The sequence below is a fragment of the Cryobacterium zhongshanensis genome, assembly GCF_022760445.1.
Lineage (GTDB): Bacteria > Actinomycetota > Actinomycetes > Actinomycetales > Microbacteriaceae > Cryobacterium > Cryobacterium algoricola.
This window is the reverse complement of sequence record NZ_JALGAR010000002.1, coordinates 316,602-329,973: the sequence shown is the minus strand read 5'-3', so window position 1 is coordinate 329,973 and position 13,372 is coordinate 316,602. Positions and strand designations below refer to the sequence as shown.

15 protein-coding genes are annotated in these 13,372 nt (G+C 70.6%); 5 read left to right on the top strand and 10 right to left on the bottom strand.

Translation table 11 applies throughout. The features are described from left to right. Window positions 1-80: 80 nt before the first annotated feature. The 4 genes from MQH31_RS10095 to MQH31_RS10080 form a co-directional block, all read right to left on the bottom strand. On the bottom strand, window positions 81-785 hold the full coding sequence (locus MQH31_RS10095; protein ID WP_243011925.1) for a GyrI-like domain-containing protein: 705 nt from the start codon (window positions 783-785) through the stop codon (window positions 81-83). Beyond that, window positions 778-1,206, bottom strand: coding sequence for a VOC family protein (locus MQH31_RS10090; protein ID WP_243011924.1), 429 nt, complete (start codon window positions 1,204-1,206; stop codon window positions 778-780). The genes MQH31_RS10095 and MQH31_RS10090 overlap by 8 nt, the downstream gene beginning before the upstream one ends. A 109-nt stretch (window positions 1,207-1,315) precedes the next feature. Then, window positions 1,316-2,146 (bottom strand): ABC transporter permease, encoded by an 831-nt coding sequence (locus MQH31_RS10085; RefSeq protein WP_134535602.1) that lies wholly within the window; start codon window positions 2,144-2,146, stop codon window positions 1,316-1,318. After that, window positions 2,143-3,159 carry an ATP-binding cassette domain-containing protein gene (locus tag MQH31_RS10080; protein WP_134535603.1) on the bottom strand — a complete coding sequence of 339 codons (1,017 nt, stop codon included), beginning with the start codon at window positions 3,157-3,159 and terminating at the stop codon, window positions 2,143-2,145. The genes MQH31_RS10085 and MQH31_RS10080 overlap by 4 nt, the downstream gene beginning before the upstream one ends. Before the next feature lie 78 nt (window positions 3,160-3,237). On the opposite strand from MQH31_RS10080, the gene MQH31_RS10075 reads away from it, so the two are divergent. Beyond that, complete coding sequence (locus MQH31_RS10075) at window positions 3,238-4,020, top strand: TetR/AcrR family transcriptional regulator (protein ID WP_243011923.1); 783 nt, start codon at window positions 3,238-3,240, stop codon at window positions 4,018-4,020. A gap of 377 nt (window positions 4,021-4,397) precedes the next feature. On the opposite strand, the gene MQH31_RS10070 is transcribed toward MQH31_RS10075, so the two are convergent. Next, window positions 4,398-5,699, bottom strand: a complete 1,302-nt coding sequence (locus MQH31_RS10070; RefSeq protein WP_243011922.1) for an ABC transporter permease — start codon at window positions 5,697-5,699, stop codon at window positions 4,398-4,400. Continuing rightward, the gene (locus tag MQH31_RS10065; RefSeq protein WP_243011921.1) at window positions 5,696-6,394 is read right to left on the bottom strand and encodes an ABC transporter ATP-binding protein; all 699 of its coding nucleotides are present in this window, start codon (window positions 6,392-6,394) and stop codon (window positions 5,696-5,698) included. The genes MQH31_RS10070 and MQH31_RS10065 overlap by 4 nt, the downstream gene beginning before the upstream one ends. 236 nt (window positions 6,395-6,630) lie before the next feature. On the opposite strand from MQH31_RS10065, the gene MQH31_RS10060 reads away from it, so the two are divergent. From MQH31_RS10060 to MQH31_RS10050, 3 genes are all read left to right on the top strand, one after another. Then, the gene (locus MQH31_RS10060; RefSeq protein ID WP_243011920.1) at window positions 6,631-7,911 is read left to right on the top strand and encodes a sensor histidine kinase; all 1,281 of its coding nucleotides are present in this window, start codon (window positions 6,631-6,633) and stop codon (window positions 7,909-7,911) included. Next, window positions 7,908-8,582 (top strand): response regulator transcription factor, encoded by a 675-nt coding sequence (locus MQH31_RS10055; RefSeq protein ID WP_243011919.1) that lies wholly within the window; start codon window positions 7,908-7,910, stop codon window positions 8,580-8,582. Before MQH31_RS10060 ends, MQH31_RS10055 begins: the two co-directional genes overlap by 4 nt. Before the next feature lie 95 nt (window positions 8,583-8,677). Further along, window positions 8,678-9,319, top strand: coding sequence for a potassium channel family protein (locus MQH31_RS10050; RefSeq protein WP_243011918.1), 642 nt, complete (start codon window positions 8,678-8,680; stop codon window positions 9,317-9,319). 401 nt (window positions 9,320-9,720) lie between these two features. Here the strand turns inward: MQH31_RS10050 and MQH31_RS10045 are convergent, their stop codons facing one another. Then, a complete protein-coding gene (locus tag MQH31_RS10045) occupies window positions 9,721-10,518 on the bottom strand; it encodes a transglutaminase-like domain-containing protein (RefSeq protein ID WP_243011917.1) in 798 nt (265 codons plus the stop codon). Between the two features lie 79 nt (window positions 10,519-10,597). On the opposite strand from MQH31_RS10045, the gene MQH31_RS10040 reads away from it, so the two are divergent. Continuing rightward, window positions 10,598-11,200, top strand: coding sequence for a pyridoxamine 5'-phosphate oxidase family protein (locus MQH31_RS10040; RefSeq protein WP_243011916.1), 603 nt, complete (start codon window positions 10,598-10,600; stop codon window positions 11,198-11,200). Here the strand turns inward: MQH31_RS10040 and panD are convergent. The 3 genes from panD to MQH31_RS10025 all read right to left on the bottom strand — a co-directional run bounded on the left by panD (window position 11,153) and on the right by MQH31_RS10025 (window position 13,352). Then, entirely contained in the window at window positions 11,153-11,563 is a 411-nt protein-coding gene (gene panD / locus MQH31_RS10035; protein WP_134535610.1) for an aspartate 1-decarboxylase, read from the bottom strand. The genes MQH31_RS10040 and panD overlap by 48 nt on opposite strands. An 82-nt stretch (window positions 11,564-11,645) precedes the next feature. Further along, window positions 11,646-12,617: an FKBP-type peptidyl-prolyl cis-trans isomerase gene (locus tag MQH31_RS10030; RefSeq protein WP_241976361.1), complete on the bottom strand. Its 972-nt coding sequence runs from the start codon at window positions 12,615-12,617 to the stop codon at window positions 11,646-11,648. Between the two features lie 102 nt (window positions 12,618-12,719). Further along, complete coding sequence (locus MQH31_RS10025) at window positions 12,720-13,352, bottom strand: hypothetical protein (RefSeq protein WP_243011915.1); 633 nt, start codon at window positions 13,350-13,352, stop codon at window positions 12,720-12,722. Window positions 13,353-13,372: the final 20 nt, after the last annotated feature.

Sequence of the window (13,372 nt, the reverse complement as noted above, 5' to 3'; positions counted from 1 at the left end):
CCGCGTGTCGAGATCGACCTTTCCGGTCGAGAGTTACCGGCGCACTGGGAACTCTCGACCGGAAAGGTAACCGTGGCGCGTCAGGCGGGGGCGACCGGCTGCCGCAGGACCGTCTTGAGTTTGTCCGGGGCGGCTCGCCGCGGGTCCCCGAGGTACACCTCGTGGTGCATTCCGTTCAGGCGCAGCCCGTGGTCGGCCAGGAACTCCCCGTGCAGCCGCGCGAGGGCCGGCGCCTCGTCGTCGTAGGGTCCGACGTGCAGCAGTTGCGCGCTGAGGCCCTCGTCGAGGGACTCGATGCGCACGCTCGCGAGGGCGGGAAGCTTCTTCTTCGCCCGGGTCGCCGTAACGGCCTCAGCGATGAAGGCATCCGTCACCCAGTCGGGCTGGCTGATCAGCATCGTCCAGCTCCACGACGCCTTGTCGCCGGCGGCGAACGCGGCATAGCCGGCCGGGTCGGCGGCGTACCAGAGACCCTCGAGCGGGGCGACGACGAGGTCGCGCCCGAGGCCGCGCTTGGCCGCGAACTTGATCGCATACGCGACGGCGTAGAGGGCCTCGACCGCCTCGGTGTACGCGGGCGCGACGTTCGGGTCGCCGCGCCCGTCGACCGCGATGTACCGCTGCGCGGGAACCTCGATCAGCTCCCAGTCGCGGTTCGTCGGCGCATACAGGGCCTTGTCCTCCCGCTTCACGTCGTAGGGTCCCGTCGACCGCGGCGCGGTGTTCCGCGGCGCACGCAACTGGCCGGTGCGCCGGTCGGTCGTGAACGGCACCTCGTTACTCATCGGGCTGTGCCGAATCCTCGAGCACCGAGAGGATGTTGCCGGCCGGGTCAGTGAACCAGGCGATCGTCGGTCCGTTGCCGCGCATGATGCCCTTCTCGTCCTGGGGCGAGCCCGCGTAGCGTTCGAAGACCACTCCCCGGGCCGTGAGCGCGTCGACGGCGACGTCGACGTCGCCGACCGCGAGGTTGAGCATCGTGTACGTCGCCGGCACGTGGTCGGCCTTCGGATAGGCGATCACGTGCGCCCCGCCGGGCAGCTCGATGCGCAGCAGGCCCATACCGCCGTCGGTCACATCGAGTCCGAGCGTGCCGCCGTAGAAGGCGCGCGCTGCCTCGATGTCGGGCACCGCGAAACCGCTGAATGCCTCGAGGATGCCGATCCCCCGGTCGGTCGTCGCCGCTCCGGTCTCTGACTCAGTCATGTCGATCTCCCTTGTGTGAGTGGATGGAACACGTCGCCCGGACCGGCGGAGGTCAAGCGCTGCGGACTCCGACCGATGCGGTCGTCAACCGACATCGCCCGTCGTCACGCTACCGCGAACTGATCGATGCGAACTTGCGGATGCAGAGCGGCACGAACACGACGAGCATGACGGTGATGCCGATCAGCACCGTCTGGATCGGATGCTGCATGGTCCAGATGTCGGGCACCGGGGCGGTGCCCTCGTTGCCGAAGAGCTGCCGCGCCGCCTGCACGAGCGAGGAGACCGGGTTCCACTCCGCGAAGATCCGCAGCGGGGTGGGCAGGGTGTCGCTCGGCACGAAGGCGTTCGAGACGAAGGTCAGCGGGAACAGGATCAGGAACGAGGCGTTGTTGATCACCTCGGGGCTCTTCACGCTCATGCCGAGCAGCGCCATCACCCAGCTGAACGCGTAGCTGAACAGCAGCAACAGCCCGACCCCGGCCAGAAACTCGGCCGGCGAGGAGTTCACCCGCCAGCCGACGGCGAGGCCGGTCGCCATCATGATGACCATCGAAATGGTGTTGAGCACGAGGTCGCTGTTCGTCCGCCCGATCAGCACCGCCGACGAGCTCATCGGCAGGCTGCGGAACCGGTCGATGATGCCCTCCTTCAGGTCGAGCGCCATCGCCGACCCGGAGAACGTCGACCCGAAGACGACGGTCTGGGCGAAGATGCCCGCCATCAGGAACTGGGTGTAGTCGGTGCCCTGCACCTGGATCGCACCGCCGTAGACCTGGCTGAAGAGCAGCACGAACATCACCGGCTGGATCACGGCGAAGACGAGCATGTCCGGGGAACGCTTGATCTTGATCAGGTTGCGCTTGGTGACGGTCCAGCCGTCGGAGTACCACAGCGAGAACGGGTTCCAGCTCGGCAGGGTCGTGGAGATCGCGCTCATCGGGTCTTCACCGCTTCCTTCTTGTCGAGGGTGTCGTCATCCGCTGCGCCCTGCGCCTTGTCGGCCTTGTGCCCGGTGAGTTTGAGGAAGACGTCGTCGAGCGTCGGGCGGCGCATGCCGGCGTCGTGCAGCTCGATGCCCGCGTCGCCGAGGGCGGCGAGCACGTGCTGCAGGGCGAGCGGGCCGTCGGTCACCGCGACCTCGAGGCCGCGGCCGTCGCTCGTGACGATCGGTTCGCCGTCGCCGAAGCGGGCGAGGATGCCGCGGGCCGCTTCGCTCGCGCCGGCGCCGGCGTCGACGAGGGCGACTTCGAGGCGGTGCCCGCCGATCTGCGCCTTGAGCTGGTCGGAGGTGCCCTCGGCGATGACCCGGCCGTCGTCGACCACGACGATGTCGTCGGCGAGCTGGTCGGCCTCTTCGAGGTACTGGGTCGTGAGCAGCACGGTCGTGCCGTCGGCGACGAGTCGCTTGATCACGTTCCAGAGCGCGATGCGGCTGCGCGGGTCGAGCCCGGTGGTCGGTTCGTCGAGGAAGAGCACCTTGGGGTTGATCACGAGCGCGCCCGCGAGGTCGATTCTCCGGCGCATGCCTCCGGAGAAGCCCTTGACCGGTCGGTTGCCCGCCGCGGTGAGCTCGAAGAGGTCGATGAGCTCCTGGGCGCGACGCCGGGCCGCCGGGCCGCCGAGGTGGTAGAGCCGGCCGACCATTTCGAGGTTCTCGAAGCCGGTCAGGTTCTCGTCGACGGCCGCGTACTGGCCGGACACCCCGATGATCCGGCGCACGGCCTTCGGGTCGGCGACGACGTCGATGCCGTCGACGAACGCCGTACCGGAATCGGGCCGGATCAGGGTCGTGAGCATCTTCACGACGGTGGTCTTGCCCGCACCGTTCGGACCGAGCAGGGCCTTCACGCTGCCCCGCGGCACCGAGAGGTCGAGCCCGGCAAGCGCATGCACCGGCCCGCTCTTGGAGCGGTACGTCTTGGTCAGGCCCGTGGCCTCGATGATCGTCATCGTGTCTATCCCCGCGCTATTGTGGACGTTGTACACATTCGGTCTCCAGCGTAACGAGGCGGCCTCACTTTGACAACCATGAACACCGATCCAGCCACCGAATCCCATGGTCGCACGACCTACCGACACGGCGACCTGAGGCGTGCCCTGATCGACGCCGGTCTCGAGCTCGCCCGCTCGGGCGGGCCGGCCGCGGTCGTGCTCCGCGAGGCGACCCGCCGCGCCGGGGTCTCCCCCAACGCCGCATACCGGCACTTCGCCGACCGGCAGGCTCTCCTCGAGGCGGTCTGCTCGGAGTGCCAGTCCGGCGTCGCCCGCGCGATCGAGGACGAGCAGGCGGCGATCCCGGTGGCGGATGCCGCCGCATCCGTAATGGCCGACATGACCGACATGACCGCGGTGACCGCGGTGTCCGTATCTGACGGCCGGGCGGGCGGGCGCACGACGCCCGCACCCGGCGAGACGGATGCGAACCCGGCGCCGGTCGCGCCCCTCACCGCGGAGACGGCTCGGCTCCGGTTTCGCGCCGTCGGCTCCGGCTACCTGCGTTTCGCGCTGGCCGAACCAGGGCTGTTCCGCACCGCGTTCACGGCCTCGTCCGACCTCGAGAGCGCGACGAGCGCAGCACGCGCCGGTGCGCGGGGACTCACTCCGTTCCAGCTGCTCAGCGAGGCGCTCGACAACCTCGTGACCACGGGAGTCCTCCCCGCCGAGCGCCGGCCGGGCGCCGAGTTCCTGGCCTGGTCGGCGGTGCACGGCCTCGCCTCGCTGCTCCTCGACGGCCCGCTCCGGTCTTTGCCGCCGCAGGCGACCCAGGCGCTGATCGGCCGGGTCGTGACCATGGTCGAGCAGGGCCTGTAGCCGACTCGTCCCGCGCCCGCGCCGGTTTCCGCAAACCGCGCCCACTTCCTGGCACGCCCGCGCCGGTTTCCGCAAACCGCTCCCGCCATTTCGGGCGCGGCCTGCCGACACCAACGCGGCGGCGTGCCACGTCGCCCGTGCGAGCCCGGCATCCGCTCGCCCGGACGCACCTCCCGATGCAGCGGATGCCCCGGGTCCGTGCCCGCGCCGGTTTCCGCAAACCGCTCCCGCCGTTTCGGGCGCGGCCTGCCGACACCGGCGCGGCAGCGTACCCGCGCGAGACCGGCATCCGCTCGCCGGGACGCACCCTCCCGAGAGAGGGAGCACTCCGCCCGAGGTCAGCGGATGCCGCTACGCGGCGCGAGCGGGCACCCCGGCTACTCGTAGCGGAGCGACTCGATCGGGTCCTGCCGCGCGGCACGCCAGGCCGGCAGGGTGCCGGCGAGGAAGGCGATGCCCATCACGATCAGGATGATCGCGATGATCGACCCCGGCGTGAACGCGATCAAGGTGAGCCCCGGCAGGTTTGCGAACAACGCACCCGAGAGCGCGGTGCTCACGACCGTGCCCACGATCATGGCGATGCCGGCGCCGATCGCGCTGCCGAGGAAGCCGATGAACGCGGCCTCGATGCTGAACAGGCCGAAGATGCGGCCGGCCCCCATACCCATCGCCTTCATCAGGCCGATCTCGCGGGTGCGCTCCTGCACGCTCATCAGGAGCGTGTTGACGATGCCGAAGCTCGCGGCGAGCAGGGCGATCACGGCGAAGGCGTTGAGCACGAGCACGATCGCGTCGATCACCGACTTGAAGGTGCCGATCTGGTCGGCGACCGTCTTGGCGGTGAAGCCCGCGGCGGTGAAGCGACCCTGGAGCGCGGTGACCTCGCTCGCCGAGGCGTTCTGGTCGAAGTGCACGACGGCCTGGGCGTAACTGTCCTTCGCGGTCGCGCTGCGTCCGACGCTCTGCGCGTCGTAGAGCGCGGTCGTGAGCGCGGTGTTCGCGGTCGCGTTCCCGGTCGCACCGAGACCGGCCTCCGAGACCCCGACGACGGTCGCGTCGATGACACTCTGCGTTCCCGCGGCCGAGGTGACGCCGATGTGCACGATGGCGCCGATCGCATCCGCGTCGCTCGCGAAGCCGAGCGGTGCGACGAACGACACGGGCAGCGCGATCTGCAGCTCTGACGAGTCCGGGTCGAGCTGGGCGCCCTCGGACAGCTGCAGCGTCGTGCCGGTGACGAAGCTGCCGAGCCCGAGCCGGTACTTCTTGCTGCTGCCCGTCGTCACATAGTCCGGGGTGACCGAGAGGCTCGGCTGCACGGACGTGACCCCGTCGATGGCGGCGATCGTGGCGAGGTCAGCGGTCGTGATCGCGGCGACGGTCGTCCTCCCCGCGGCGCCCCCGGCCGCGCCCCCACCACTGGTGATCTGGTCGGGCGAGTACTCCTGCGGGCCGGTCGTCGTCGCATCCGCCGACACCTTCGTCACGGTGAGCACGTCATTCGCGCCGATGGCCGCGACGGTATCGGTGATGTAGGCGTTGATCCCGGTGCCGAGGCCGTTGGTAATGGTGAGCGTGAACGCGCCGATGAAGATCGCGAGCACGGTGAGCGTGGTGCGCAGGCGGCTGCGGAAGCTGTTGCCGATGGCCGAGCCGACGACGTCGATGGCCCTCATGCTGCCACCCGGGCTTCCTCGGTGACGACGAGGCCGTCGCGAATGTACACCCGGCGGTCGCAGCGGGCGGCGAGGTCCTCGTCGTGGGTCACGATGATCAGGGTGATGCCCTGCTCGCGGTTGAGCCCGAAGAGGATATCCTCGACGATCGCGCCGGTGGCGCTGTCGAGGTTGCCGGTGGGCTCATCGGCGAAGATGATCCGCGGATCGTTGACGAGGGCGCGGGCGATCACGGCCCGCTGCTTCTGGCCGCCGGACAGGGCGTTGGCCTTGCTCTTCGCCTTGTCGCCGAGTTCGAGGCGGTCGAGTGCCGCGTGTCCCCGCACCCTGCGGCTCCGCGAGCCGATGCCGGCGATCTTGAGCGGCAACACGACGTTCTCGAGCACGGATGCCCCCGGCGTGAGGAAGAACTGCTGGAAGACGAACCCGAAGGTCTTGTTGCGCGTCTCGTTGAGCCGCTTCCCCTTCAGGGTCGCGGTGTCACTGCCGCCGAGCTCGACGGTGCCGGTGCTCGGCTTGTCGAGCAGCGCGAGCAGGTGCATCAGGGTGGACTTGCCCGAGCCGCTCTTCCCGACGATGGCGACGGACTCGCCGGCGAAGATCTCCAGCGTGACCCCCTTGAGCGCGTCGAATCGGTTCGGGCCGCGACCGTACGACTTCTTCAGGTCGTAGGCGGCGAGTATGGGATGGGACATCGAGTTCTCCTCCGGGTGATGTAGCGCTGTGGGCTGCGTGGGTGGCGGCGTGCCGGGCTGCGTGGGTGCGCCGGGTGGAGCCTGGCGGATGCCGCGAGCCGGCACTGTTCCAGCGTCGCGGCATCCGTCGTGCGGGGCATCCTCCTGCGGCGGCAACCTGCCGTACCGCAGGCGCGGTACGGCCTCTCGTCCCCCGGGAGGATGCCGCAGCCCGGCGCAGGGGGCATCCTTGGGAGATGACCTCGATGTACAGCCACGCGCACCTGCCGCGCTGGGCCACCGACACACTGATCACCCTCGTGGTGCTCGCGAGCGCGTTCCTGCCCGCCGGCGGCAACTTCCGGGTGGTGCCGAGCGTCGCAGGCATCCTCGTCGCCGTCACCGCCGCCGCGGCGCTGCTGGTGCGGCGGCGCTGGCCACTGCAGGTTCTCGCGGTCTGCGTCGCCCTGTTCATGATCGCCGGCAGCCTCGGCGTGCCCCTCACCGCCTTCGTCGCGCCCACGGCGTTCGCCGCCTTCAACGTCGCCGAGCGCACCGACCGGCGCACGACCATCGTGGCCACCTCCCTCAACGCGTTCGCCCTCGTGGTTACCAGCCTGGTCGTCACCCCGGGCAGCCTGCTCGAACCCCGGGTGCTGCAGTTCGCGGCGATCATCGGGTTCGCCGGTGCGACCGGTGACGCTGTGCGGTCGCGCCGCGCGTACATCACCGCCATCACCGAACGCGCCAGGAACGCGGAGGAGACCCGCGAATCCGAGGCGCTGCGCCGGGTCGCCGAGGACCGGCTGCGCATCGCCCGCGAACTGCACGACGCCGTCGCCCACCAGATGGCCGTGATCAACCTGCACGCCGGGGTCGCCACCCAAGCACTTCCCGACCGCCCGGACGACGCGCAGGATTCGCTCACGACGATCCGCCAGGCCGCCCAGGCCGTACTCCGCGAGATCGGCACCCTCCTCGCCGTGCTCAGGGACGACTCGGCCGGCCGCCCCCGACCCCCGGCCGCTGAGATCGGCCTCGGCCGGGTCGACGCGCTCCTGGCCGACTTCGCCCGCGACGGACTCGCCGTGACGGTGAGCGTGCGTGGCGCGGGCACCAGGCTGCCCGCCCCCGTCGACACCATCGCCTACCGGATCGTGCAGGAGGCCCTCACCAACGCGCATAAGCACGGCGCCGGCCACACCGCAGAACTCCGCATCAGCTACGGAAGCGACACGGTCGACATCGAGGTGGAGAATCCGGTCGCCTTCCACCTGCTCGACCCCGCAGCGGATGTCCCGGGTGGCCACGGTCTCGTCGGCGTCGCCGAGCGCGCGGGCACCATCGGCGGCACGGTTGAGTTCGGAGTGCGTCCCCCGGACACGTTCCGGCTCGCCGTGAGCCTGCCGATATCGAGCACCGGGGCGGACGCCCTGGTCGGCGCCGCCGCCGAAGTCCCGGCACCCGAGCCGCCGGACCCTGCCCGTATGTCCGCCCCGACCTCGGCTCCAGACCCTGCAGCAGGCGCGACTTCGTGATCCGGGTCCTGATCGCGGACGACCAGACCCTCATCCGCACGGCCGTGCGCGAACTGGTCAGGCACGAGCCCGACCTCGAGGTCGTCGGCGAAGCCGCTGACGGGGCCGAAGCGCTCGCCCAGTCCCGGCTGCTGCTGCCCGATGTAGTCCTGATGGACATCCGCATGCCCGTGCTCGACGGCATCGAGGCGACCCGCGCGATCTGCGCGGATCCCGGGCTCGCGGCCGTGCGCATCCTGATCCTGACGACCTTCGAGGAAGACGAGTACGTCGTGCAGGCGCTGCGGGCCGGTGCCGGCGGTTTCATCGGCAAGGGCACGGAGGCCACCGACCTGATGCGGGCAATCCGCACGATCCACCAGGGCGACGCCCTGCTCTCCCCCACGGCGACGCAGAGCCTGATCCGACGGTACGTGCTCCCCGCGGAGCCCGGGCGCGCGGCCGCGGTGCCGCCGAGCCTCGCGCACCTGACCGACCGGGAGCGGGAGGTCCTGACGCTCGTCGCGCGCGGGCGGTCGAACGACGAGATCGCCGCCGGCCTGTTCATCTCGCCGCTGACCGCGAAGACGCACGTCAACCGCACCATGGCCAAGCTCTACGCGCACGACCGGGCGCAGCTCGTCGTGATCGCCTACGAGAGCGGGCTGCTCGTTCCCGGCGCCGGCGGCTGACCCGCGCGTCGCGGCATCCGCCGCCCCGGCAGCAGGCAGGCGGATGCCGCCGACCGGCCCTGCCGCGCGGGCGGCGGTCCTCCTAGAGTGTGGGCATGACTCAAGAACGCTGGCAGCAGCTCGTGCAGTGGCCGCTCCTCGGGGCGGCCACGATCTTCCTGGTCGACTACGCCTGGAAGGTTCTCGCCGATGTCCAAGGCGAACCCGGGCTCATCCTGACCTTCGTGCTCGAAGCGGCCTGGTCGGTGTTCCTTCTCGACTACCTGATGAACCTCGTGCTCGCGCCCCAGCACTGGTTGTGGTTCCGCACGCACCTCTTCGACCTGCTCGTCGTCGTGCTGCCGGTCCTGCGTTCGTTGCGCCTGCTCCGCCTCGTGACCGCCCTGTCCGTCTTTCCCCGCTCGCCGGGGACGGCGGTGCGATCCCGGGTCGGCATCTACGTCACGACCGCGACGGTCCTGCTCGTGTTCCTCGCCTCCCTCGCGGTGCTCGACGCCGAGCGGCGCGCACCCGGCGCGAACATCACCTCGTTCGGCAACGCGCTCTGGTGGACCTTCGTCACGATCGCGACGGTCGGCTATGGCGACTTCACCCCCGTGACGATCGAGGGCCGACTGATCGCCGTCGCCCTCATGCTCGGCGGGATCGCCCTCGTCGGTGTCGTGACGGCGACGCTCGCTTCGTGGATCGTCGACCGCGTCGCCGAGCTCACCCGAGACCAGGGCGCCGGCAAGTGAGGCGACCGGGCGACTGAGATCGCCGCGCCCCGCTTCCGCGACCTAATCCGCAGCCCGCTCCCGAAACGGCGGGCGCGGCCTGCAGAAACGGGCGCGGCGGCGGATGCTCACGGGCGCGGCCTGCCGAAACCGGCGCGGCCATGGATGCTGGTGGGCGCGGGCTGCCAAAACCGGCGCGGCCGCGGATGAAGACGGGCGCGGCGGCGGATGCCTGCGCGCACGACCCCCGGAAATTGCTCGCCCGACCCCTCCCAGCCACCGCCGCTACCGAATCCGCAGCCCGCTCCCGAAACGGCGGGCGCGGCCTGCCAAAACAGGCGCGGCGGTGGACACATCTGGGCGCGGGCTGCCGAAACCGGCGCGGCGGCGGATGCGGGCGGGCGCTGGGTGGGCGCATCCGCTCAGTGCAGGCGCACCAGGGAGTACCGGTCGTCGCGGGGCAGGGTGTCCACGGTCGCGGTCACGGTCAGGTCGCGGAGGAACACTGCCCCGCCGATCGTGGTGAGGAAGGCCGTGTCCGCGGCGTCGCGGCCGGTCGCGATGCGCAGGAGCGTCTGCCGCGGGGCGAGCCCGGTCGCGTCCACGACATGCCAGGCGTCGTCGACGAAGACCTCGGCGACCGCGTGGAAGTCCATCGGCGAGAGCCCGGGCGCGTAGACGGAGACGACCCTGGCCGGAACGTCCCGCGCGCGGAGCAGCGCGACGACGAGGTGCGCGAAGTCCCGGCAGACGCCCTGCCGGTCGATCAGGGTGCGCACGGCGCCGTCGGTCGGCAGGCTCGACCCCGGCTCGTAGCGCAGCTTCCCGCCCACCCACGCAGCGACGGCGTTCATGAGAACGGTGCCGGAGAGCCCGGCGAACTCGGCGGCCGCCGTGCCCCAGAGCCGGTCGGATTCGCAGTACCGGCTCGGGCGCAGGTAGCGCACGAGGTCGATCTCCGAGAAGCCGGCGTCGCTCGCCTGCCCGGTCGCGGTGACGAGGTAGTCGATGTCGACGGAGCCCGCCTCCGCCTCGACGACGTGCAGCCGCGTGCCGTGCTGGTCGAACACGATCCGCGCCGCCAGGGGCGTGCCGTCCTGCGTCGCCGTGAAGGTCTCCACGACCGAGACGGCCGGGTCTTCGGCGACGCCGATCGAGAGAATCAGGCGGGCGGGCGCCCGCACGTCGAGGGCGAGGCGAGCGGATGCGTTACGTTCCATCCCACGATGATGGCATGCGCCCGGCGCCTCGCGATACCGCCCTCGCCAGCGCGTCGCGCCGGTCGCAGGGACACGCCGGATGAGCCGATCCCGGGCACTGGTGCGCCTCGCCGGGCGGGTCCATGCTGGGCTCATGCTCGGGGAATTGAACACTCGTGAAATCGATGCAGTACTGCACACCAGCGTCGTCGGCCGGATCGGCTGCCACAGCGACGGCCGCACCTATATCGTGCCGATCACCTACGCCTTCGACGGCGACTCCGTCTATGCGCACAGCGCCGCGGGCACGAAGGTCGAGATGATGCGGGCCAACCCCGCCGTCTGCTTCGAGGTCGAGCAGCTCGACGACCTCGCGAACTGGCGCACCGTCGTCGCGTGGGGCGAGTTCGAGGAACTCCACGGCGCGGATGCCGACGACGGCCTCCGCAAGCTGCTCGCCCGGCTCGCACCCTACGTGACCTCGACGACGGCGCAGCCGGTCTCGGGTCCCGACGGAACGTTCCACGGGATCCGGACGACCGCGTCGGAGCCGGTGCCGCCCTCGGCGGGCCGGGTGGCGGCATCCGGTCAGGCGCCGGTTCTGTACCGGATCCGGCTGACCGAGAAGACCGGCCGGTTCGAGGAGCGCTCGACGTCAGGCAGTGAGCGGCGGACGGCTCAGGCCGGCGACATGTACACCTGAGGGGTCTGCGTCGACCGCGACGATCCGGTTGTCGGCATCGACGTGCACGACGACGGGGACGTAGCTGCGGGCTTCCTCGTCGCTCATCTGCGCGTAGGAGATGATGATGATCAGGTCGCCCTGCATGCCGAGGCGGGCGGCGGCCCCGTTCAGGCCGATGACCCCGCTGCCGCGCTTGCCTGCGATGAGGTAGGTCTCGAAGCGGCTGCCGTTGTTCACGTCGACGATGCTCACGCGTTCACCGGCGAGCAGATCGCCGGCCTCCATCAGGTCCTCGTCGACGGTCAGCGAGCCGACGTAGTGCAGGTCGGACTGCGTCACGGTGGCGCGGTGGATCTTGGACTTGAACATGGTGCGCTGCATGGTGGAACTGGGCCTTCCGGCGGCGGCCCGAAGGCCGCCGCCTGGTACGGGTGTCTGGTTAGGCGATGACGCTGCTCGGCGACTACGCGGTCGCGAGGATGTCGACGACGAACACGAGCGTGTCCGTTCCCGAGATGCCCGCGGTCTCGTTGCCGGTGCTGCCGTAGCCGAGTGCCGGCGGGATGACGATGACGACCTGCGAGCCGACGGTCTGGCCGATCAGGCCCTGGGCGAAGCCGGGGACGACATTGGCCGTCGCGAAGGTGGCCGGGCCGCCCTTGCCCCAGCTCTGGTCGAAGACCTTGCCGGTGGCCCAGACGACGCCCGCATACTGCACGGTCACGGTCGCGCCGTCGGCGACGGTCGCGCCGTCGCCCTTCTTGAGGACCTCGGTCTTGAGCTCGGTCGGCGCGTCGGCCTTCGGGATGGTGATCGTCGGGGCGCCGTCGTCGGCGAGCGCGACGGTGGGGAAACCGTCCTGCGGTGCCTGGTCTGCGCCGCTCGCGCGGGTGGGCACCTTGCCCTTGACGTCGATCACGAAGATGATGTTGTCGGTCGCGGACACGTTGAGGTCCGTGTTGCCCGTGGTGCCGAACGCGTCGACCGGCGGCACGACGACGGCGACGCGCGAGCCGATGGTGGAGCACGCGATGCCCTTGAGGATGCCGGGGATGACGGAGCCGGTTTCGGCGACCGTGACGGTCAGGCCGGCTTCTGCGCCGTACCCGCCGGCGTTGAGCTTGGTGCCCGAGGTGGCGTTGTAGGCGGTGTACGCGATCTCGACGGCGTCACCGGTGTTGACGGCGTCGCCGTCGCCCTTGGTGATCACGGTGCGCTCGGTCGCGGTCGCGGTGAGCGGCGCCGTGAAGGTGACGGTCGGCTCGACACCGGCGTCACCGGCGACGGTCACGGCATTGGAGCTCGTGCCGGGGTCCGTGCAGGTCAGCGCGGCAGCGGCGGATGCCGTCGGAGTCGACGACGGGGATCCGCTGCACCCGGTGAGGGCGAGCACCGCGACGGTTGCGACGGTGATGAGGGCTGGAAGTTTGCGCACGCTGATCTTTCTTTTTCGAGAGTGGTCTCTTCGATGATGGGCCTCGGTCAGTATGGACCATGCATCTATGAGTAGCCTGAATCGGCCGCCCGCCGGCAGTCGCTAACCGACGTTGGTGTCGGGTGCGCCTGTCGCGGGGACATCGGTCGCGACGGGCGGGGTCGCCGCTGCCGCGAGCACGTCGACGACGATGACGACGTTGTCGTTCCCGTGGAGGTCGAGGTCGACGTTCTCCTTCGCTCCCCAGGCATCCGCCGGGTTCGCGACGACGGCGACCCGGGAGCCCACCGTCGAGCAGGTGACGCCCCTGAGGATGGCGGGCAGAGTGCCGGCCGGTGCTGCGAGGTTCACCCCGACGGGGGCTCCGGTGTCGAGGCCGGAGGTGCCGGGCCCGAAGCCTCGGGCGTCGATCTTCGCACCGGTCCTGCCGTTGTAGAACGCCACGCCGATTTCCACGTAGTCGCCGGTCTGCACCGGGACCCCAGTGCCGGCGGTCAGGACGGTGCGCTCGGTGTCAGCGGCGGTCAGTGGCGTCGTGAAGCTGACCTCCGGCACACTGCCGACGGCCCCCGGCGCGGCCACGGCATCGGAGGCCGCCCCGGGCTGGGCGCAGCCGGCAGGGGCGGCCGGTGACCGGGTCGCGGCCGGGCTGCACCCGGTGAGGGCGAGCACGACGCAGACCGCGACGAGACCTGCGGAGGCTCCGAGGGAGATGAGGGCGGGGTAGCTGCGCACGCGTAGACCTTCTTGTCGGC